Source organism: Halomonas sp. 7T (genome assembly GCF_025643255.1).
Classification (GTDB): domain Bacteria; phylum Pseudomonadota; class Gammaproteobacteria; order Pseudomonadales; family Halomonadaceae; genus Vreelandella.
Genome location: NZ_CP087112.1, coordinates 3,551,245 through 3,572,999, shown reverse-complemented (window position 1 = coordinate 3,572,999; position 21,755 = coordinate 3,551,245). Strand labels below are relative to the sequence as shown.

Annotated in this window: 21 protein-coding genes; 9 read left to right on the top strand and 12 right to left on the bottom strand. The window is 56.7% G+C overall.

Annotated elements, in window-relative coordinates:
* The first annotated feature begins 6 nt into the window (after window positions 1-6).
* From LOS15_RS16670 to LOS15_RS16655, 4 genes are all read left to right on the top strand, one after another.
* Window positions 7-363, top strand: coding sequence for a response regulator (locus LOS15_RS16670; protein WP_263067195.1), 357 nt, complete (start codon window positions 7-9; stop codon window positions 361-363).
* An 85-nt stretch (window positions 364-448) separates the two neighbouring features.
* Window positions 449-2,128, top strand: a complete 1,680-nt coding sequence (locus LOS15_RS16665; protein WP_263067193.1) for a diguanylate cyclase — start codon at window positions 449-451, stop codon at window positions 2,126-2,128.
* Window positions 2,118-2,651 carry a chemotaxis protein CheW gene (locus tag LOS15_RS16660; protein ID WP_263067191.1) on the top strand — a complete coding sequence of 178 codons (534 nt, stop codon included), beginning with the start codon at window positions 2,118-2,120 and terminating at the stop codon, window positions 2,649-2,651. Before LOS15_RS16665 ends, LOS15_RS16660 begins: the two co-directional genes overlap by 11 nt.
* A gap of 1 nt (window position 2,652) precedes the next feature.
* Window positions 2,653-3,090 carry a hypothetical protein gene (locus LOS15_RS16655; protein ID WP_263067190.1) on the top strand — a complete coding sequence of 146 codons (438 nt, stop codon included), beginning with the start codon at window positions 2,653-2,655 and terminating at the stop codon, window positions 3,088-3,090.
* Here the strand turns inward: LOS15_RS16655 and glp (LOS15_RS16650) are convergent.
* The 11 genes from glp (LOS15_RS16650) to LOS15_RS16600 form a co-directional block, all read right to left on the bottom strand.
* Window positions 3,073-4,278, bottom strand: a complete 1,206-nt coding sequence (glp, locus tag LOS15_RS16650) for a gephyrin-like molybdotransferase Glp (protein ID WP_263067189.1) — start codon at window positions 4,276-4,278, stop codon at window positions 3,073-3,075. The genes LOS15_RS16655 and glp (LOS15_RS16650) overlap by 18 nt on opposite strands.
* Window positions 4,271-4,789 (bottom strand): molybdenum cofactor biosynthesis protein B, encoded by a 519-nt coding sequence (moaB, locus tag LOS15_RS16645; protein WP_263067188.1) that lies wholly within the window; start codon window positions 4,787-4,789, stop codon window positions 4,271-4,273. Before moaB ends, glp (LOS15_RS16650) begins: the two co-directional genes overlap by 8 nt.
* 3 nt (window positions 4,790-4,792) lie before the next feature.
* Complete coding sequence (locus LOS15_RS16640; RefSeq protein WP_263067187.1) at window positions 4,793-5,119, bottom strand: DUF1244 domain-containing protein; 327 nt, start codon at window positions 5,117-5,119, stop codon at window positions 4,793-4,795.
* Between the two features lie 86 nt (window positions 5,120-5,205).
* A complete protein-coding gene (locus LOS15_RS16635) occupies window positions 5,206-6,306 on the bottom strand; it encodes a formate dehydrogenase subunit gamma (protein WP_263067186.1) in 1,101 nt (366 codons plus the stop codon).
* A gap of 11 nt (window positions 6,307-6,317) precedes the next feature.
* Complete coding sequence (gene fdh3B, locus LOS15_RS16630; RefSeq protein ID WP_263067185.1) at window positions 6,318-6,932, bottom strand: formate dehydrogenase FDH3 subunit beta; 615 nt, start codon at window positions 6,930-6,932, stop codon at window positions 6,318-6,320.
* A gap of 64 nt (window positions 6,933-6,996) precedes the next feature.
* The gene (locus LOS15_RS16625; protein ID WP_263067183.1) at window positions 6,997-9,849 is read right to left on the bottom strand and encodes a molybdopterin-dependent oxidoreductase; all 2,853 of its coding nucleotides are present in this window, start codon (window positions 9,847-9,849) and stop codon (window positions 6,997-6,999) included.
* 24 nt (window positions 9,850-9,873) lie between these two features.
* The gene (locus LOS15_RS16620; protein ID WP_263067181.1) at window positions 9,874-10,077 is read right to left on the bottom strand and encodes a twin-arginine translocation signal domain-containing protein; all 204 of its coding nucleotides are present in this window, start codon (window positions 10,075-10,077) and stop codon (window positions 9,874-9,876) included.
* A gap of 30 nt (window positions 10,078-10,107) precedes the next feature.
* Entirely contained in the window at window positions 10,108-10,722 is a 615-nt protein-coding gene (locus tag LOS15_RS16615; RefSeq protein ID WP_263067179.1) for a molecular chaperone, read from the bottom strand.
* A gap of 4 nt (window positions 10,723-10,726) precedes the next feature.
* Entirely contained in the window at window positions 10,727-12,451 is a 1,725-nt protein-coding gene (locus LOS15_RS16610; protein ID WP_263067177.1) for a 4Fe-4S binding protein, read from the bottom strand.
* Window positions 12,452-12,637: 186 nt separating this feature from the next.
* Window positions 12,638-13,255, bottom strand: coding sequence for a DUF3306 domain-containing protein (locus LOS15_RS16605; RefSeq protein ID WP_263067176.1), 618 nt, complete (start codon window positions 13,253-13,255; stop codon window positions 12,638-12,640).
* Entirely contained in the window at window positions 13,252-13,692 is a 441-nt protein-coding gene (locus LOS15_RS16600) for a DUF3305 domain-containing protein (protein WP_263067175.1), read from the bottom strand. Before LOS15_RS16600 ends, LOS15_RS16605 begins: the two co-directional genes overlap by 4 nt.
* A 197-nt stretch (window positions 13,693-13,889) precedes the next feature.
* Between LOS15_RS16600 and LOS15_RS16595 the strand changes: the two genes are divergently transcribed.
* The 5 genes from LOS15_RS16595 to LOS15_RS16575 are packed head-to-tail and all read left to right on the top strand — an operon-like array spanning window position 13,890 to window position 18,653.
* Window positions 13,890-14,747, top strand: coding sequence for a formate dehydrogenase accessory sulfurtransferase FdhD (locus LOS15_RS16595; protein WP_263067174.1), 858 nt, complete (start codon window positions 13,890-13,892; stop codon window positions 14,745-14,747).
* Window positions 14,744-15,367 carry a molybdenum cofactor guanylyltransferase MobA gene (gene mobA, locus LOS15_RS16590; protein WP_263067173.1) on the top strand — a complete coding sequence of 208 codons (624 nt, stop codon included), beginning with the start codon at window positions 14,744-14,746 and terminating at the stop codon, window positions 15,365-15,367. The genes LOS15_RS16595 and mobA overlap by 4 nt, the downstream gene beginning before the upstream one ends.
* Window positions 15,364-16,635 carry a gephyrin-like molybdotransferase Glp gene (gene glp / locus LOS15_RS16585; protein ID WP_263067172.1) on the top strand — a complete coding sequence of 424 codons (1,272 nt, stop codon included), beginning with the start codon at window positions 15,364-15,366 and terminating at the stop codon, window positions 16,633-16,635. The genes mobA and glp (LOS15_RS16585) overlap by 4 nt, the downstream gene beginning before the upstream one ends.
* Entirely contained in the window at window positions 16,632-17,639 is a 1,008-nt protein-coding gene (moaA, locus tag LOS15_RS16580; RefSeq protein WP_263067170.1) for a GTP 3',8-cyclase MoaA, read from the top strand. The genes glp (LOS15_RS16585) and moaA overlap by 4 nt, the downstream gene beginning before the upstream one ends.
* Before the next feature lie 3 nt (window positions 17,640-17,642).
* Window positions 17,643-18,653 carry a CobW family GTP-binding protein gene (locus LOS15_RS16575; RefSeq protein WP_263067168.1) on the top strand — a complete coding sequence of 337 codons (1,011 nt, stop codon included), beginning with the start codon at window positions 17,643-17,645 and terminating at the stop codon, window positions 18,651-18,653.
* Here LOS15_RS16575 and LOS15_RS16570 read toward each other — a convergent pair.
* Window positions 18,621-21,614 carry an EAL domain-containing protein gene (locus LOS15_RS16570; protein WP_263069771.1) on the bottom strand — a complete coding sequence of 998 codons (2,994 nt, stop codon included), beginning with the start codon at window positions 21,612-21,614 and terminating at the stop codon, window positions 18,621-18,623. The two genes, LOS15_RS16575 and LOS15_RS16570, sit on opposite strands and share 33 nt — an antisense overlap.
* Between the last annotated feature and the right edge of the window lie 141 nt (window positions 21,615-21,755).

Genomic DNA, 21,755 nt, shown 5'->3' with positions numbered 1-21,755 from the left:
ATACGGATGCATATTCTAGTCATAGACGACGATCCGCTTGCGGGGGAAATGACGGCGGCACTGCTTGAGTCTCAGGGGCATAACACCCTTCTGGCTCATGACGCGATGGACGCCGTCGAGCAACTAGACACGCACAGCGATATCGTGTTGATTGTCAGCGATATGCACATGCCCTTGGTCAGCGGCACCGAACTTCTTGCAATGCTGCGTGAGCAAGGCAACCATCTACCGTTTATTTTACTTACCGGAGATACCCCGAGTGAAACACTACAGCAAACGCCGGGCCTAACGGCCTGTTTGTGCAAAGATGCCGAGCTGGCAGATACCTTAGCTGCCGCCGTAAAACAGGCGCTCGATGGCTAAGGCATGCTCCTAAACAGTGTTCGTTGCGATGGAATGGATAAAATGGAACGGATCGCCGCTTTCGACCAATCACGTAGGTAGTTTGATGTCTCAGCCCGCCCCCTCGCTGCACGAAAAGCTCAATCAGCTGCGTGAGCGTTTTATTGAGCAGCTTCCGAACCGCTTAGCGCAAACCGCTGAGTTGTGGCAGCAGAGCCGCACGTCGGCGGAAGAGCAAACGCGACTTGCCCCGGAGCTGCACCGCTTCTTTCATAGCCTGAAAGGAACCGGGAGATCGCTGGGCTTTGAACGGCTTGCCCTTCTGGCAGACCAAGCAGAAGAGGCGCTCACTGCGTCGCTGCCTCGCACGGATCTCGACACCTATATTAGCCAACTGCTGCTTCAGCTAAAGCGTGAGCAGCAGCACCTGTGTTCACACAGTGGCCAACAGAAAGCGCTGGCGGCCGTGCACAGCTTCGAGCTTACCAACCCAGTTGAGCCATTACGCAACAAGCGCCAGCGGTTAATTTATCTTTGCGACGATGAGCCCGAACAGGTCGATCAACTGATTCATCACTTGCGCTGTTTTGGCCATGAGGTGGTGCATTTCCTCGATACAGAAACGTTCTTTAACGCCGTGCTCACGCGTCGCCCTGATGCAGTCATTATGGATGTGCAGTTTCCCCAGGGCCAAACAGCTGGCACGGAAACCCTGGCCAGCCTGAACAAGTTAACTGACCAGCCCCTGCCAGCGATCGTTCTGTCCGCCCACAGCGATTTTCATTCGCGACTGAGCGCCGCTCGCGCAGGTTGCAATGGTTACTTCATCAAGCCGGTCAAACCACTGGATCTTATGTTGGCGGTAGACGAACTCACCGCCCCAGCTGTAGAAGAGCCGCTCAAGGTGCTTGTGGTAGATGACGAGCCTGAAGTCGCCGCTTACCACGCCTTGCTACTTGAAGAGGGCGGTATGATGGCTCAACAAGTGCATCATCCTGCCGATGCACTCACCACGATGGAGCGCTTTAGTCCTGATTTACTGCTGGTCGATGTGTATATGCCGGTGTGCTCAGGGGAAGAACTGGCGACCATTATTCGTCAGCAGCCGGAGTACCTGGGGCTACCGATCATCTATCTCTCGAGTGAAACCGACAGTCAAAAACAGATCTCCGCGATGTCTGCGGGTGTTGAAGCTTTTCTCACTAAACCTGTGCAACCCGAAGAACTGGTCTCTGCCGTACGCCTGCGTGCTGAACGCCTGCGCCTGCTACGCTCATTAATGACCCGCGATAGCATGACAGGCTTGTATAACCACAGCACCACCACTGAGCTGATCAATAAAACCCTTGCCCAGGCGCACCGGGAAAATAGCGAACACGCAATGGCAATGATCGATATCGATCACTTCAAGCAGGTTAACGACACCCACGGTCATTTAGCGGGCGACCAAGTCATCATCACGTTGGCAAGGCTATTAAAAAGCCGTCTACGGTTATCCGACATTATTGGCCGTTACGGTGGCGAAGAGTTTGTTGTCCTGTTGAAAGGCGTCAACGCAGAAAAAGCCGCCCCGTTAATCAACAGTTTGCGCGAAGACTTTGCGCTGGTCGATTTCCACGCCGGTGACATTCGATTTCGTTGCACCTTCAGCGCAGGTATCAGCAGCTTCCCCGAGCAGCCTTCTACCGAGTCGATGCGCTTAAGCGCTGACCAAGCGCTCTATCTTGCCAAAGACCAAGGGCGTAATCAGATAGTGATATCGACGGAGCCAGCCGATGAGCGCTGATAACCCAGACAATCGAGCCTCGTTGGAGGAAGCACTAGCGTCACAAAGCGATGACAAGACAGTGGTCGATGTTGAAGAGCCCACTCAGCAGCTTGTCTTATTTCGACTCAGCGGCCAGCGGTTTGCACTCCCCGGCAGCGCCATCAGCGAAATTTTACCCAGCGACCAGCCCGTTTATTACGTACCCGGGTTACCCGCCTCCACGGAAGGCGTCTTGCACCTGCGAGGCAACATTGAGTCTGTGATTAGCCTGCATCAGCTGCTCGGCCTTTCTGCACCGGAGCAACCGGCTAACGGCATGATTTTATTAGTCAGCGCAGCGGGCATGAGTAGCGGCGTGCGTATAGAGCAGTTAGACGATGTGTGCGACGTCATCCAGCGTATGCTGCAAACGCCGCCTGATACGCTTTCGAGCACATTACGCCCCTATGTGAGCGCGCTGTGGCCGATTGATGATCGACAAGCCGTTGCCCTGCTCAACCCAGAAACTTTATTCAGTGCTTACCAGCAGGGGTTAGGCTAAGGTGCGTGAGCCTCAAGAGTCCTCCCTACAGCCCCAGGTGGCGATGGTGCTATTTTGCGTCGGCCCTTACCGCGCGGCTATAGAAGCGTGCCATGTGCTCGCCATGACCGATCATCCAGTCGCCTTGCACACCACGAATGCCCACGCGCTGCTCTATGAAAGTAGCGCTCCACAGCCACCGCCTAGCTGCTGGCTCACCCTCCCCCACACGCAGGCCGGTCGCGAACCAAACAGCACGTGGCAATTGGGGGTCAGCGGCGACATCACGCTGCAAAAACTGCCAGCCAATACGCTTTATCCACTACCTAAACTACTGCTTTCCCGACGTTTTGCAGCGGCACTATGCGGCTTCACGTTTGAACAGCAGCAACTCGTGCTGCTACTGGACGGGCGCAAGCTGATGCCTCTCCCTTCCTACCCCTTAGCTCGCCAACCATAAGCAGCGAATCGCATCATTCTTAGCGATGTCGCTGTTGGGCGGGATCACCGCCAAGGCATCCGCGTTAATACACGAAGAGAGCACGCCGGAATTCTGATCCTCAAAGGCTGCTGCCGTTACCCCGCTGGGCGCGAATGTCAGCGTCACGCGCATATAGTGCTCCCGTGGGCCTGTAGAGGTAGCAAACCCGGCTTTCGCAGTCACCACTGGCAGTGATGTCAGTGCCGGGCAGACCAGCATTGCGCCCAGCAAGGGCCGCAAGAAGAGCCATGCCCCCACAAAACTAGACACAGGGTTCCCAGGAAGCCCTACAAAGCGTGCTTGACTGCCCTCTTTGCGGGGTAAACGACCCAGCGCCAGCGGCTTACCAGGGCGAATCGCCAGCTTCCACATATCCAACTGGCCTAACGCCTCAAGCGCCGCTTTAACGTGATCCTCTTCCCCCACGCTAACGCCGCCAGTACTAATCACCACATCGGCTTCCTCCGCAGCTTGGTGTAATAGCGCAACGGTTTGAGCGTAGTTATCCGGCACGCTAACCAGCTGAACCACCTCAGCGCCGAAATTTTCCAGCAGCCGTTTCAGCATCGGTCGGTTTGAATTATAGAGCTGCCCGGGCTTTAACGGCGTGCCAGGGTCAATAATCTCATCGCCGGTGGAGAGCAGCGCCACGCGGGGCCGACGGCGCACATTTACCTGCGTTATCCCCTGGCCGGCCAAGTGGCCCAGCGCCGCCGCTTCCAGCCGCACACCGGCACTCAGCAGCACAGCGCCACTTTTAACGTCGCGCCCTTGGCGGCGCACATTATCCCCCGCGGGAATATCTGCAGGCATCAAGGCGCGCCCACCGTCCACCTCGACGCGCTCTTGCATCACCACGCAGTCGGCCCCAGGGGGAATCTCGCCACCGGTAAAAATACGCGCGCAGCTACCCAGCGCCAGCGCTTGTGCCGGGGTGCCTGCCGCGATGCGCTGGCTCACTGGCAGCCACTGCCCCGCATCCACAGCGCGCAGGGCATAACCATCCATGGCGCTATTATCAAACGGCGGCACATCCAGCTGTGCAGTAACGGCTTCCGCCAGCACCCGGCCCGCAGCCGCCTCCAACGCAATACTCTCTGCGTCGAGCGGGTTTACGTCTTTTAGCAGCGCTTCAAGAGCCGTTTCAATCGGCTGTAAATCAGCCATGCTGCCCCCGGCCTGGAATCACCAAGTTAGCAAAGTTGCAGGGCTTATGACGGCTATCTAACTGTTCCGCCAGAATGCCATCCCAGCCCGTGCGGCAGGCACCGGTTGAGCCGGGCAAACAGAACACGACAGTGGCGTTGGCAAACCCACCCAGCGCACGGCTCTGAATCGTGGAGCTGCCGATTTCATCGCCGCTTAGCTGACGAAAGCGTTCGCCAAAGCCTTCGATACGTTTATCGAGCAGCACCGAGACAGCTTCAGGGGTGGAGTCGCGGCCGGTAAAGCCAGTCCCCCCCGTGGTCAGCACTACCTGCACGTCGGGGTCGGCAATCCACTGAGCAACCACTGCACGAATCTGATATACGTCATCTTGCACAATGCGCTTTTCAGCCAGCGAGTGGCCTGCGGCTGTGAGTCGTTCTACCAGTGCCTGACCGCTGCGATCGGTCGCTTCAGTGCGGGTATCCGATACCGTCAACACCGCTACGTTTAACCCCACCATGCTTTCCATCAGCTACTCCTTCGCTTTTTTCTGAGCGTTACGCGCCTCAAGTGCCGCTAGCTGTTCGGGCGTAGCCTTGCCCTGATAGTGCGTTTTCCACTCACTGTAGGGCATGCCATAAACGTACTCACGGGCGGCTTCCATCTCCAGCGTTTCACCCTGCTCCTCTGCCGCCGTGACCAGCCATTTAGAGAGACAGTTACGGCAAAAATCCGCCAGGATCATCAGGTCGATATTCTGAACATCCTTATTGTCGTCTAGATGCTTCAGCAAGCGACGAAACGCGGCGGCTTCAAGCTCAGTACGCGTAGCGGTATCCAGTTCGTCAAACGTTGACATAGCAATTCCTCTTGAAAGCGTGTTACGGGCAGCATAACAAAAGACACCGCCCATGGGCGGTGTCGAAGGGCGTTACTTAGCGCATTTTAGCTTGGTCGAGAAGCGGCTGCTTCGTCGTGACCGTCACCTGACTTGCGTGCGGCAACCTCTTCTTCGCTAATCGCCTGGTCTTTAACTTCTTCGTACCATAGGTTGTGGTGCTCTTTCGCCCAGGTTTCATCGACGTAACCCGTGGTCATAGCTTCAAGCGACCCTTCGGTTCCCACCGTACCAATATAGATATGGCCAAGTGCCACGGCGGTTAAACCCAGCGCACCCACCGCATGGATAATGTTTGCCCACTGCATGGTATCGCGGCCCTGGCCGTAGTTGGGGAAGTCGAGGACAAAACCGCTCGCCACCACCACCAAACCGACGGTTGCCAACAGCCAGTACCATGCTTTCTCACCACCGTTAGCAAACCCGGCATCAGGGTGGTGCTTACCCGTGAGCCCTCCTGCCTTTTTAAACCATACCCAGTCATGTTTCTTGGGAATGTTGTCTTTCAGCAAGCTGATTAACAGCACAACCAGTAGCACACCAAATATCGGGCCAAGGTAGTTATGCAGCACTTTAGACGCTGAGATCATCCACGCCCAAACGGCGTCGCCAAACAGCGTACGGAACACGAACTTACCAAACAGCAGATTCAACCCTGTTAGCGCCAAGGTGATAAACAGGGTAGCGACTGTCCAGTGAAGCGAACGCATTAGTAGCGACCAACGAAAGAGCTTACGCCCTGTACGCGGTTCATCGAGATGTTTTCGCCCAACGATAAAGTAGAACAGCGCAATCACCGCGATCATTCCAACGATCGCAATTAAACCAAACGGCGACACCCAGCGGTTACGGAGCTGCCGCCAGGTTTCACCACTCGAATTAATCAGATTGTAGTTACTGTCAAAACGAGAGTCGCGGTAGTTAGGTCCCGTTTCTCCACTGCGCACCTGACGCCACTGATCTGCGCTGATACCAGGAGCAGCGGTCACCATTTCACGGTCTGTATCCGCCTGGGCCACCGCCAACTGGGTGAAACCAAGGCTAAGCATCAGTACGAGCGCTACCACCAAAAGGCGCCAAATGCCCAGGGCGAGCCCTTTACCTGAGCGCGGCACCCCTGCGGGTGCCTGTGCAGTCAACAGGTTCATGACACGCCTCCTCACCCTTTACGGGCAGCATCGTAGGCTAGGTTATCGGCACTGGCCTGAGGGTTGTTGGACCAGGCACCGTCTTTATGGCCACGGTGCACCACGCGCTGACGGAAGATGTCGGCCACGTCTTGGGCATCGCCCGCCAGTAGCGCCTTGGTGGAGCACATCTCTGCACAGAGGGGCAGCTTGCCTTCGGCAATACGGTTAGAGCCGTACTTCTCATACTCCTCTTCTTTGCTCTCAGCAGGGCCGCCAGCGCAGAAGGTGCATTTATCCATCTTGCCGCGCTCACCAAACGCGTTTTGTTGCGGGAACTGGGGCGCACCAAAGGGGCAGGCATACAGGCAGTAGCCACAGCCGATGCACAGGTCTTTATCGTGGAGCACGATGCCGTCATCGGTTTTGTAGAAGCAGTCGGTTGGGCAAACTGCCATACATGGCGCATCGTCGCAGTGCATACAGGCCACTGAGATAGACATTTCACTCGCTTCACCGTCGTTCAGCGTAACCACGCGACGACGCTGAATACCCCACTCAACATCGTTGGCATTTTTACACGCGGTGACGCAGCCGTTGCATTCGATGCAGCGTTCGGCGTCACACATAAATTTCATTTGAGCCATGGTCTTCTCCTCTTGCCGGTGTGGGCTTTGCCTACACCGGCAGTACTGTCAGGTCGGTCGGGACTTAAGCCCGCTCAATGCGGCAGATGGTGCACTTGGTCTCTTGCATCAGTGTCACCGGATCGTAGCCATACGTGGTGGCGGTATTAGCGGCTTCACCAATGATGTACGGATCAGAGCCGTCCGGGTAACGGTCGCGCAGGCTTTCACCCTGGAACATGCCGCCGAAGTGGAACGGCATAAACGCAACGTTACGATCAACGCGAGGCGTGATGAGGGCTTTAACTTTTACCCGCCCGCCTTCTGCACCTTCAACCCAGACATCATCGCCATCTTTGATGCTTAGATCGTTGGCATTAGCCGGATTGATCTCAACAAACATCTCCTGCTGAAGCTCCGCCAGCCACGACATGGAGCGCGTCTCTTCACCACCGCCCTCGTACTCAACCAATCGGCCCGACGTGAGAATAATCGGATAGTCAGCGCTGTTATCGCGATCCTGGATGGTTTTATACAGCGTAGGAAGACGCATGATGGAATCGAAATCGTCCCAGGTGGGGAAGCGTTCAACCAGATCACGTCGCGTAGTGTAAAGCGGCTCGCGATGCTTCGGCACAGCATCTGGGAACGTCCACACCACGGCGCGTGCTTTTGCGTTGCCATACGGCGCACACCCTCGGCCAATCGCTACCCGCTGAATACCGCCAGAGAGGTCGGTTTTCCAGTTTCTACCTTCAGCGGCTAGTTTCTCGACGTCGGTCAAGTCGTCCCACCAGCCTAAATCTTTAAGCAGCTGGTCGGTAAACTCGGGGTAACCATCGTCAATCTCGCCGCCTACCGGTGCAGAGCCTTCAGCTAGCAAGTTGACGCCGTCACGCTCAATACCAAAGCGGGCGCGGAAACCCATGCCGCCTTCCATGACCGGCACGCTCGTGTCATACAGATTGGGCGAGCCTGGATGGTTAAACTCCGGCGTTCCCCAGCAGGGCCATGGCAAGCCGTAGTAGTCGCCGTCAGCGGGGCCACCTTGGGCACGCAGGTTTTCAAAGCTGAAGGTGTGCCAGTTTTTCTGGTGCTCTTTGAGGCGCTCGGGGCTTTGGCCGGTGTAACCCACCGTCCACATTCCACGATTGATTTCGCGCAGAACATCTTCAATCAGCGGCTCGTTGCCGTTCATCTCGAAGTTCTTGACGAACTCATTGCCAAAGCCCAGTTTGCGGGCGAACAAGTACATGATTTCGTGGTCAGGCTTTGACTCAAACAGCGGCTCAATGACCTGATCGCGCCATTGAATAGAGCGGTTGGTGGCCGTTACGCTACCCGTGGTTTCAAACTGGGTTGCTGCAGGCAGTAAGTAAACGCCGTCGGAACGGTCATGCATAACGGCGGCAACTGTGGGATAAGGGTCAACAATGACCATCATCTCAAGTTTCTTCATCGCCTGTTGCATTTCGACGCCGCGGGTTTGCGAGTTAACCGCGTGGCCCCAGTAGAACATGGCTTTTAGCGCCGTGCGCTGGGAGATGTTTTCATCCTCTTCCAGCACGCCATCCACCCAGCGGGATACCGTAATACCACTGGTATACATAGGTTTACCGTCGGCATATTCGGTGTCGTCAAAGCGCCCTTTCAGCCACTCATAGTCAACGTCCCATACGCTAGTCCAGTGCTGCCAAGCGCCTTCAGCCAAACCGTAATAGCCCGGTAAGGAATCACAGCCCAAGCCAAGGTCAGTGGCACCTTGTACATTGTCATGCCCACGCAGAATGTTAGCTCCGCCACCGGCTTTACCAATATTGCCAAGCGCCAGCTCTAAAATACAGTAAGCACGGGTATTGTTGTTACCGGTAGTGTGCTGGGTGCCACCCATACACCACACAACGCAGCCTGGGCGGTTGTCCGACAGACGCTTGGCCACATCGAACATCTCTGCTTCCGGCACGCCGGTGATGTCTTCAACAACGCTCGGGGTAAATTGGGCCACTTCAGCACGGACTTCGTCCATGCCATAAACGCGCTGGCTGATATATTCGCTATCTTCCCAGCCGTTTTCAAAGATATGCCACAAAAGCCCCCAAATGTAGGCCACGTCGGAACCTGGGCGCAGGCGTACATATTTATTAGCTTTGGCCGCCGTGCGGGTAAAGCGCGGATCGGCAACAATGATGTCGCAATTATTACGCTCTTTAGCAATTAAGATATGCTGCATCGCCACCGGGTGAGCTTCACTCGGGTTAGAGCCAATGAACAGAATCGCCTTGCTGTTATGCATATCGTTGAGCGAGTTGGTCATCGCTCCATAGCCCCAGGTATTGGCCACACCCGCTACCGTGGTGGAGTGACAGATACGCGCTTGGTGATCAGTGTTATTGGTGCCCCACATGGAGGCCAGCTTGCGCATCAGATACGCCTGCTCGTTATTGAACTTCGCCGAGCCTAGCCAGTAAACGCTATCCGGGCCGTGTTCATCGCGCAGCTCAAGTAGCTTGTCACCAATTTCGTTGACCGCGTCATCCCAGCTCATGCGCTGCCACTCACCGGCCACCAGCTTCATTGGGTACTTCAAGCGGCGGGTGGAGTGGCCGTGCTGGCGTAGCGACGCCCCTTTGGCACAGTGGGCACCGCGGTTAATCGGGTGATCAAACGCGGGCTCTTGCTTAGTCCAGATGCCTTCTTGAACCTCAGCGTAAACGCCGCAGCCTACCGAACAGTGCGAGCAAATCGTGCGCTTGGTTTCCACCGGCGAATCCAGCACCGGGGTCTTTTCTGCCGACTCAGCGCGCTGCATCATCGGCGCGCCCATAAAGCCGACAGCCGCCACGCCTCCTGTGGCGGCGCCGGTGCGCTGCAAAAACTGGCGGCGGGAAATGCCCAGCCCGGAGGCTTTGGGGGATGTTGTTTTGCGAGTTAGACGCATGGCAATTCTCCTGGCGTTGAGCCGTCAGTCGCGCAGCGACGCATAGTAAGCACGAATATGGTCAGTCTCACGGTAATTGACTGACGCTTTTTCGTGCGCCACCGGCTTGTTGTTATCAGCTTGGGCTAAGGTTACATGGCCCACCGCGGCAGCTGCGCCCGCAGCAGCGGTTCCCAATCCTATGGTTTTGATAAACCGGCGGCGCTCAGAGTTATGTGACGTTTGCATGGGGGTTCTCCTCTTTCATGCCCTTTCTTTTTATGGCTCAACAATACGAACCGGCTGATAGGCCGCTTGATCGCTCAAGCTCGCCTGCTCGCTTTCCATAAAAGCGCCACCTAACTGCCCAAGCGCTGCATAGAAAACGGTGTCTACCTTGGCAAGGTCAGCAAAACAGCTACCGGCCCAGGGCTTGATATGTTGCTGAAAAAAATAGGCTTGCTCTTGGCTTTGCGAGGCCACCAGCATGGCCATCACTTCGCATACAGCGGCCAAATGATCTTCTGGCTCGCGGATTGACTCACGACGCTCGAAGCCTAGTACGCGCAGGTCGCGACGCAGCGCGACTAACGCCGCCTCCATTAACTCACCATTGAGGTACCAGGAACCGTAGGGCACTATTTCGCCCTGTATCACCCCCACCAAATGGCGAAAATGGGCACGCTGTAGCGCTTCAGAGGTACTGGCACTAGCAGCACTGGCCAGCGCGGCCCAACACTCCGCGAGGCGGCTACCATCCGGGTCAATCTCAAGCGCTGCCAACCACGCCAACAGTTCTGCGTCAGGCGCTTGACGCAACAAGCGGGCAACCAGCTGATAAATATCCGCTCGCAGTGCCTCTGAGTCACTCAGCGTGGGCATTACATCGCTCATGGCGTTACACCTTTAATTGCGCGTTAGGATCGCGGATCATGGTTTTCCAAACGTCCTTCACTCGGCAGTCTTCGCACATTTCTAAACGCGCCATCGCCTCCCCCGCAAAGTAGGGGTGATGGGCAAGCTTTTGTTTAATCGCCGCTACCGTACTGGCCGTTGCAAAGGGTTTGCCGCAGCTAATGCACTCAAACGGCGCTTCTTCATGGCAAATATGCCGCGTTTGCCGCTCTGGAGAAGCCAAAAAGCCGGGCAGCAGGCGTATGGCGTCTTCAGGACACGCTTTTTCACATAAGCCGCACTGCACGCAGTCCGCTTCGCGGAAGCTAAGCGAGGGAGTGTCACCTCCCGCACTTAACGCGGGCGTCGGACAGTTGCTGACACAGGCATAGCAGAGCGTGCAGGCCGCACTATCTACCTCGATAGCACCATAGGCTGCACCGCTTGGCATCGTGTGGCGCTCGCCGCTAGGTGTTCCAAGAGCAGCCAAATGCTCCAACACCCGATTCAAGCGCAGGCGCTTATCAGGTTCCGGTAAGCTAAGCGCCGCATCGGTCAGTGGCATCAAGGCAGGTAGCGCATCGCGGGCGTCACGGTCGTCTGGCGCAATAAATCGAATGCGGGCAGTGTCATGGCCGAGCGCTTCAAGCAAACGGTGCGCCTGAGCCAGCTGGTCAGCTAGAAACGTACTTAAGCGGGAGGGCATCTCGTCGTGCAAATGGATGCGCACTTCCGCAGCCCCGTTGGCTAGCGCCGTGAGCCACTGGTCATGTCCAGCTGCGCCAAGCTCTTCCAGAGGCGCATCCAGCAAAAAGCCTGGCGTGACGACGCCCGCTTGGCGCTCAGCGTCAAGGGCATCTTGGGTGATAAAGCGCATGACTGGCACCTGGCCACCGGCTTCGCGGTACGCCGCTAGCCACGTTGACAAAGTGTCCTGCTGTCGGCGGGTTTCGGGTAAGCGAAATTCGATGGCGCCGGTGGGACAGGCGCTGGTACAGCTGCCCACGCCCTGACAAAGAAAGGGATCAATTTCAATGCGCGACTCAATCCGACCTTTAAAGCTGGAAATGGCGTCTGCGGGGCAAACATCCAGGCAGCGCGTACAGCCGATATTACCGCTGGAGGAGTGGGCACAGAGGTCGCTATTGACCTGAAAATAACGCGGCTTATCAAATTCGCCGATTAACTCAGCCACGCTATCCAACACGTCACCGGGGTTGCGTTGCGTTGCCCAGTCAAGCAATACGTAGCCAGGCGGAGGCAGCTCCCAGGTGGGGGTATTGAAGAGACGATCAGCCCCGGTCATATCCAGCACGACATCGAAACCACTTCGCTCAAGCAGTGCTTGTGCCACATTGAGTACGTCACCATCATCAGGGCGCAGCTCAACGTGAAAGGCTCCTAAGTGGCCGGAGATATGAAGCTGCTGAAACTGCTCAGCGGAGAAACAGCGCTCAATCAGCGGCTCGCTGCCGCTTGAAAGGGCATCCTGCTGTGCAGGCTCATCCGTTAGCAGCAGCGTCAGCGAAGCAAGCCCGCGGCCTTGCAAAAGGCGGGCAGCGGCGTACGCAGTATGTGCGCTCCCGAGCAATAGCACATGACCGCGACTATGGTAGGTAACATTAGCCGGCGTTAAATTCGCCGGCCAAGAGATGCGCTGGCGCACCGCCTCACGGGCGGCGGCATTGCGCTGGTCGTCTAAAGACGCCAGTTGGATACGTTGATTCATGCATGCTCACGGTCAGATAGTCATTCTTATTATAAGTAGATTTAGTTTTTAAGTTTCTAATGCTTATAGTAACGCTTTATCTTCTTTGAGCGTATGAGCCTATGGTCTTTTTTGCCAATGTCTTAACCACCAAAATATCAACGCTCCACCGACCCTACATCGATAACCCTTTGTAATTAAAGTATTTTATATCTTTTTTGACACTTTATCTGAAAGCGCTTCACCACTATCAGACTGGTCGTCTAGCCCGCTATTTTGTGCCGAAAGCGAAGCACCTTCACGACGATTCAACGCAACTGAATGCTCTTCGCTATCCGTCTGGCTCGCTTGAGTATGTGCTTCCTCATCAACGCTCTCATCAGAGGCAACGCTCTTCTCTGCTTTATCTGCCCAGCGACGCAACTTACCCGCCAGCTCACTCGCCATCGGCTTAAGCTGCTGCCGGTAATCGGCATCATAATCATCCAGGCCATCGCGTACGTTATAGTTCCCCGTGGCCCATAGCCGCTTGAGCGCACGACGTCGCAGTGCAGCACTGACGCCAGCGGCCATAAACGCGCTGAAGTCGCTACCAGGAGGCAGTGTATCGGGGTCCGGCAGGGTGTGATCGACACTGCCCGGCGCGGGCGCCTCTTCAGCGCCCGACGATTGCGATATGGGCTGCTCGCTAGACGCTCCCGGCTCTTCCTCTGCTGCCGTGACGGAATACGGCTCTTGCAGCGGCGCATTCGCCCCACTTTCCAGCGGTTGCTCGTCACCTTCTTCGCCGCGCTTTTTGCGCGACCAGCGCTCTAACCGACTCACTGTGGCTGCTCCTTGGTGGGCAACTCTTTTGCGCGCCCAGCCCCTTTACGTTTTTTCTTGCGCATTTCCAGTGGTGCTTCGCCATGGCGAGCAAGATAGTTCTCCAGCCAGACCTGAATGGCCATCGGCATTGGCGCTTCTAACACCTGCTGCTCGCCATCTAGCCAGCCGGCCGCCACATCTTGGCTGGCGGTAATGGCATCGGGTTTGGGCGTTTGGCCGGTAAACCCTGCCCGCACGAACAGCCGTGGGGACGCCGATGTTAGATTAAAGCGGTAGGCTGCTCGCTCTGTCATCGAAAGCTGAAGCCCTAACACGTACTCACCTTGATCGCCCGGCGCCAGGCTCGCAATACGCCATTGGGTCAGGGTGAACCCCTTCACCTGCTTAGGTTCTGCCACCAGGGTAATACTCAATGCACGTAAATTATCCGTCATAGCGGGAGGCCCTTTCACTGATTGCCTAAGACGATTGCCCAAGACGTAAATGGATAGACATAGAATGAGTAAACATAGAATGGGTAGACAAGTAAGCCCCCCGAGCGCCATCATCGTCAACTCATAGCGTTTTACTCAACTATTATTGTTTTTAGCACTGTTTCAGGTACCCGTTGAGGTACCAGCGAGGATTGCGGATGCCCGCCCTTCAATTAAGCCAAGCCCGGTTACCGGCAACGACCACCATTGAGATAATGGATGCCTACGGCGACACCCGCGCTCAGGCCATTGCCGCTGAACGTGCGCTTACGGTTTACCTGAATAAGCGCGAGATTGTGACGCTCATGACCCTAGGCGATGACCCTGAAGCTCTGGTCGTGGGCTATTTGCGCAACCAAGGGCTGCTCCGTTCAGCCGAGGATTTAACGGCGGTTCAGGTCGATTGGGACGTAGAAGCGGCGTCTATCGTGACACGCCACCTGCCAGACGACCTGGAAGCACGGCTAAGTACGCGCACGGTGACGACCGGATGCGGCCAAGGAACCGTATTTGGCAACCTCCTCGCTCACACCTCATTAACCGCGCTGCCTGAAACATCGCTCATGCAATCGACGCTTTACCAGTTACTGAGTAATCTCAACGCGTATAACGAGACCTACCGGAGCGCAGGCGCCGTGCACGGTTGTGCACTGTGCCGCCAAACAGAGGTGCTCGACTTTGTGGAGGACGTCGGCCGACACAACGCAGTCGACACCCTGGCAGGCCGCCAGTGGTTGCAGCAATCTAACAGTGCCAGTGCGGATATTTTCTACACAACGGGGCGCTTAACCTCCGAAATGGTGCTAAAAGTTGCCCAAATGGGCATTAGCGTGCTGGTCTCACGCTCTGGCGTTACCCAAAAAGGCGTTGAGCTGGCCGAACGCTTCGGCGTAATGCTGATTGGCCGCGCCAAGGGCAAAAATTTTCAGGCAATCAATGCTAATGGCCGTTTAACACTTGACGCTATTCCCGCCAAGCCTCCGGCTGCCCGCACATCCAAGGAGGCTGGCGTATGATCGCAATACACGACATCACCGGCATGATTTTGGCAGGCGGCGAAGGTCGCCGTATGGGGGGCCGCGACAAAGGCCTTGAGCCCTTTGCGGGCCTACCGCTCGTGGCGCATACCGTCAAACGCCTTGAAGGCCACGTGGCCGAGCTACTGATTAACGCCAACCGTAATTTGGATGGCTACGCGCCATTCGCCAACCGGGTAATAGAAGATGCGGAGGGCGGCTTTAAAGGCCCGTTAATGGGGATTTATAGCGGCCTACGGGCGGCGAAAACACCTTGGCTACTGGTCGCCCCCTGCGACTCCCCAGCGCTTCCCCACGATCTAGTGCCACGCATGCTCGCGGGCATCATGACGGAGCGCGGCGAGCAGGATATCGCCGTTGCCTTTGACGGTGAGCGGCTTCACCCGGTTGTGGTTCTCTTACGCACCTCGCTCGCCGATGATTTGGCCGACGCCCTTGCCCAGGGCGAGCGCAAAATCGACCGCTGGTTCGCCCGCCACGCGTGGTGCAAGGTAGATATGTCCGACTGCCCTGAGGCGTTTGCCAACTTGAATACCGAGGAAGAGAAGCATCGCCTGGAGCTAGCGTTAATGGCCTCTTCGAGCAAGGAGGGCAAATGACGCTTTCCTGCTTTGACCTTGGCGAGCAAATGCTCAGCGTCGACGAAGCGCGCGAAGCGCTGGCCACGTTGATTGAACGCCCACTCGGCAGCGAGCAGATCCCTTTGGCACAGGCTTACGGACGTCGCTTGGCCAAAGCCGTGCAGGCGCCGATTAACGTGCCGCAAAACACCAATGCGGCCATGGATGGCGTAGCGCTCGCGTTAGCTAGGGAAGGGGTAGGGGCCAAACAAACGAATTGGCCGCTGGCCGGAGAGGTGTTGGCCGGACAGTATCGCAGCGAATTAGTCCCTGCCGGTCACTGTGTGCGCATCACCACCGGCGCCCCATTGCCGCCGGGCACCGATACCGTGGTGATAAGTGAGCAGCTGCGCGAACCGATAGATGAACAAACTGAGCATGTGATCATTGAGTCGCCTGAACGCCTAAAGCACGGCCAACATGTTCGCCAAGCAGGTGAAGATATTGCTCTGGGCGATATCGCGCTACCCGCCGGCACTCGACTAGATGCCGCCTGCCTAGGACTTATTGCATCGCTGGGTTACGCCGATGTGGCGGTTTATCAGCGCCCTAAGGTGGCGATTTTTTCCACCGGCAATGAAGTCACGCCGCCCGGCGAAGCACTGCCCCACGCCGGCATTTACGATACCAACCGGTTTAGCCTGATGGGCCTACTCGCCGAGCAAGGCGCCGAGGTGCTGGACCTGGGCATTCTTCCCGACGACCCAGCGGCGATTATGCACGCCCTAGCAGACGCCGCTGAACACAGCGATTTAGTCATCACCAGCGGCGGCGTTTCCGTCGGCCATGCTGACTTCACGCGGCAAGCATTAGAACAGCTCGGCCAGCTAGCGTTCTGGCGAGTGGCGCTGCGCCCAGGACGGCCGATGGCCTGCGGATGGCTTGGCCAGTCGCACACGCCTTTCCTGGGTTTGCCCGGCAACCCAGTGGCGGTCATGGTAACCTTTAGCCAGTTTGTGGTGCCAATACTGCAACGCCTGCAAGAGCAGGCGCCCTCGCCGCCGTTGCGCTTAACCGCCATCGCGGAAACGCCGCTGAAAAGCCGCTTGCAGCGCACCGATTTTTTACGCGGCGTTTACCACTGCGACGCGCACGGAGTTCTTCACGTGCGCACGACCGGTGCTCAGGGGTCGGGGATTTTAACCTCGATGGTCGCGGCCAACTGCCTGATTGAACTAGGCGATGATTTGGCGGGCGCCCGACCTGGCGATACGGTCACCATTCAACCACTGACGGAGTGGCAATGACTCAACCACCAATTGCCCAACAGCTGATCGACAACTTTGGGCGTCGTGTTAGCTACGTGCGTATCTCGGTCACCGATCGCTGCGACTTCCGCTGTGTCTACTGCATGAGCGAAGAGATGGTGTTCCTGCCTCGCGCGCAAGTGCTCACCCTAGAAGAACTCGCCATGGTTGCCCGGGCGTTCACCGAATTAGGCGTTGAAAAAATCCGCCTCACCGGCGGCGAGCCGTTGGTGCGAAAAGGCATTGAGCAGCTAGTGGATGAAATAGGCACGCTGCCAGGGCTTAACGACTTCACCATGACCACCAACGGTGCCAGCCTACGCAAACACGCTCAACAGCTGTACGCGGGTGGGCTGCGTAGATTGAACATCAGCCTGGACTCCCTCGACCCGGAACGCTTTAAGCAGCTCACCCGCACCGGTGACTTAGCGAAGGTGATTGACGGCATCCGCGCCGCCAAAGAAGCCGGTTTTCAGCGTATTAAACTCAACGCGGTAATCTTGAAAGGCCGCAACGACGATGAAGTGCTCGACCTCGTCACCTTCGCCCGTGAGGAAGGTCTCGATATTAGCTTTATCGAAGAGATGCCCCTGGGCGATGTGTCTGACCACTCCCGGGCCGAGACCTTTTACTCTAGCGACGATGTGCAGGCGCTGATAGAAACCCGCTACCCGCTCACCCCCACCACGGAGAGCACGCCTGGCCCATCGCGCTATTTTAAGATGGCCGATAGCGATAGCCGGGTAGGGTTTATCTCACCCCACAGCCACAACTTTTGCGACACCTGCAACCGCGTTCGCGTGACGGTGGAGGGGCGTCTGCTGCTCTGTTTAGGCAACGAGCACTCGGTGGACCTGCGCGCCGTTCTGCGCCGCTACCCAGGCGACATGCATGCCCTGAAAACCGCCATTATCAATGCGCTGCCGCTAAAGCCTGAACGCCACCACTTCACTACCGATGGCGATGTTCAGGTGGTGCGCTTTATGAATATGACCGGAGGCTAACCGTTGGCAACCGCTTCACGCGTTCCCGTTCACATCGTCACCGGCTTTTTAGGCAGCGGTAAAACCACGCTTATCCACAGCCTGATTGAGCAAAAGCCTGTGGATGAAAAATGGGCGATTTTGGTCAACGAATTCGGTCAAATAGGCATCGACCAAGCCATGTTCGACCAGCGCGATGATGTGGTCGTAAAAGGCTTGCCCGGCGGCTGCCTATGCTGCCAACTGGCGTTTATACTGCAAGCAGCGCTCGTTAACTTGCTCGCGCGCAGCAAACCCGACCGGGTCATTATCGAGCCATCAGGGCTTGGCCACCCCGCCGGGCTGCTGGACTTACTGCGCGGTGAGGCGTTTGAAGGCGTGGTGGTCGTGCAGGATATTATCGCCACGCTAGACCCTAGGCGTCTGGATGAAGCCCGCGTACGCGAGCACGAAACGTTTCTAGACCAGCTCAATATGGCCGACGCCATTGCCATCACCATGGGCGATCAGGCAAGCACCGCACAGCATCAGCAAGCAGAGCAGTTTATCGGCGAGCTATGGCCACCCCGAAAGTGGACGCATACTCTTAAGCAAGGAACACTGCCCGTGGCACTGCTGCTAGAGAGCGGCCAAGCGCAGCAAGAAGGGCAGCCCGCAATGCCTGCCGAACACCAAGCGCTGGCAGCAAGCCCCAGCCTAGAGGGCGCTTTTTTCGATTTTCCGCCGCTACCCGACCAACCTCAACAGCAAACTGCCAGCGCCCTTGGCTATACCAGCACAGGTGTGCGCTGGCACCCAAGTGAGCGCTTCGACCTTGACCGCTTAGCGGCTTGGCTGGGAGAACTGCCGGCGGCGGCTCGGGTAAAAGGGGTGTTTCATACTGACAACGGCTGGAAACGCCTCAACCGTGCCGACGGCACGCTAAGTGCCGAAAACAGTGCCTGGCGGCAGGACTCACGCCTAGAAGTGATTATCCCCGATGAACAGGCCGCCAGCGTTTCGCTACCGCCCCTGCTGACTCATCCAGTGGCCTAGTGCTACCAGCGCCATTGGCTTAGCAAATAGATACCCCTGATAACAGTAGCAGCCGTGTTCAGCCAGCCAACGCTGCTGTTCAGGGGTCTCAACGCCCTCGGCAATCACCTCTAGCCCCAGGCTTTTGGCCAGCGCAATGGTACTCTCTACAATTGCGGCATTGGCAGGGCTTTGGAGAATTTCGCGCACAAAGCTCTGGTCAATTTTCAGCTGATCTAGCGGCAGCTGTGCGAGGTACGCCAACGATGAGTAGCCGGTGCCAAAATCATCCAGGGAAAAGCGCACGCCGAGCGCTCTTAACGCTTCCATTTTAGCACGAGCATCATCGCGCGCTTCCACAAATAGGCTTTCCGTGACTTCAAGTTTGAGCTTTGACAGCGGCGCGCCGGTGCGCAGCAAAATCGCTTGAGTGCGGGCGAGAAAGTCAGGCTCACGGAATTGTAGCGGACTCACATTCACCGCCATTTCCAAGTGCGCGTATTGCGGCTGTTTCGCCCATTCAGCTAGCTGGCGGCACGCCTCTTCCAGCACCCAATCGCCTACGTCGTTAATTAAACGCGTGCTCTCCAACAGTGAAATAAACACCCCGGGCGATACCATGCCACGCTCAGGGTGCTGCCAACGCAGCAGCGCCTCGACGCCGGTTGCCACACCCAGGCGGTCAACCTGGGGCTGATAGTGCAGCTGCCACTGCTGGTCAGGCAATGCATGCCGAAGGTCCGCCTCAATCCGGGCACGTTGCACAAGCTCTGACTGCATGGCGGGGTCAAAGAAACTCAGCGTATCGCGCCCTGCCTCTTTCGCTTGGAACAGCGCCATATCCGCCTGCTGAAGATAATCATCCACGCTTGGTACGCTGCCGTCCAACACGGTAATACCAATGCTTCCGGTCACTATCACGGTTTCATCACGCAGCAGCACAGGGCGACGAATCGCGACCAGTAACTTTTGGGCAATCGCTTCCGCCAACAGCGCCGTCTGCTCAGCATCTTCATTAAGCGTATCAATCACCACTGCGAATTCATCGCCTCCCAGGCGGGCCAGGGTGTCGGTTTCTCGCAGCACCGCTTGGAGCTGACTCGCCATCTGTTGCAGCAGCTGGTCGCCGGCATAGTGCCCCAAGGTGTCGTTGACCTGCTTAAAGTTATCTAAATCAATAAACAGCAGCGCGCCATGATGAGAATTCTGCGCGCGGGATCTCATGGTGGCTTCCAAACGATCCATGAACAGACGACGATTCGCCAGCCCGGTCAGCGGATCGTAAAACGCCAGCTGATGAATCTCTTTTTCCGCTGCTTTACGCTCGGTGATATCACTTAACGTCGCAACATAATGGGTGAGCACACCGTCGCTATCTTTGACGGCGCTGATAGTTAGCCACTCAGGGAAGACTTCGCCATTTTTGCGCCGATTCCACACTTCCCCTTCCCAGCTGCCTGATTTAGCGACATTGCCCCACAGCGTGCGGTAAAAATCAGCATCGTGACGGCCCGAACTAAACATGCGCGGGTTTTGCCCCAGCACATCGCTCTCTTCATAACCGGTAATACGTGTAAAGGTTCGGTTAACTTTTAAAATACGCCCTCGCGTATCCGTAATCAGCATCCCCAGGTGGGTTTGAAAGGCCGTCGCGGCAATGCGTAACTGCGCATCATCCAGCTTCGCCTGGGTAATATCCCGCACCAGCGCCAGCACGCCATCAAAGTCACCGCTGGCGTCGCTCAACGGGCTGACGGTAGCAGAGAAATATCTCACTTCTGCCTCAAACGTCAGCGAATACTCAAGCTCCTCGGCATGCCGATGGCGCCGTACACGATAAAAGACGCTGGAAAAAGCCTGCGCCACTTCATCAGGCAGTACGTCACGGTAGTGTTTGCCTATGATGTCATGGGCATCCTTAAGCAAACGCTGCTGATGAATCGCGTGAACGTAGCTCAAGCACCCCTGCCCATCAAACACAAAGATCATATCCTGGATGGAGGACACCAGTGCCTGTAGCCGCGCTTCTCGCTGCTGCGCTTCTGCGCGCGCCTGCTCGCGCTCCTGCATACGTTGGTAAAGCTGCATTTCAAGCGTTAAACGGTTGAGGTAGTGGCGTAACCCCCAGCCCCCCAACAACCCGATCAAGACCCAAATGGCGCAGAGAATCCAGAAGCGTTGCCACCAGCCCGCCAGCACCTGCTGCATGCTCTCACCCACCACCACGGCAAACGGCAGCTCTTCAACGCGGTGTAGCCAAAATAGGCGTTCATCACCTTCCAGCGGCGAGACAATGCGCATGCTTTCGCTAGGCATAGCGCTGTTTAAAAACTGGGTAATACGCGCGTGATCAATGGGCGTCCCCAGCGCAGTCTGGTCGTCTAATCCAGGACGGCGCGCGACTAATTGCCCCTGTGTGTCAATGATGGCAATGCTCTCACCCGCTCCCATACTCAAGCGCTGCAGAGCGCTATCCAGAACACGGGGAGCAATTTGCACCACCGCTAATCCGCTGAAGTGTCCCTCTAACCCCCGCAGACGCCGAACGTGAAAAATGTGGTAGTCGCGTGAAAAAGCTGACCAAAAGAGAGGTGTCACCAGTTGTTCAAGTCGCGGCGATTGTTGAAACGCCTGGAAAAATGCCGTGCCTCGGGTATCAAAGCCGGGAGGATGGCTCAGGCTAGAACTAACCAGTAGCTGCCCATGCTCATCGATGATGCTTATCTCTTCGACCATCGGCAGGCTATCGCGGCGCTTTTGAAGCAGCGACTCAAAATGGCGGTGTTCAGTAGAAAAGGGGATCATGGGTGGCTCTAGCAACTGAGAGACATCCATTAACACCTGATCGCTTAGCGCAAACGTGGTGCTTACCCACTCCCCGACCAGCTCCGCACGGGTCGCACTGCGATCCCGGGAAGCGTTGACCTCTTGACGGTATTGATCACTTAATACCCACGTAAAAAGCACCAGCAACCCCACCATAGCAGCGTTATACAGTACGATGCTGCCCCAGCGCTGACGGCGATATACAGGAGACGTCTTGGAAAGCAAAGAGGGTGGCGTTGGCAAACGGCTCTGCGGCATGGTGCCCTTAAATCCTTATATTTATGTTTTAACGTCAAC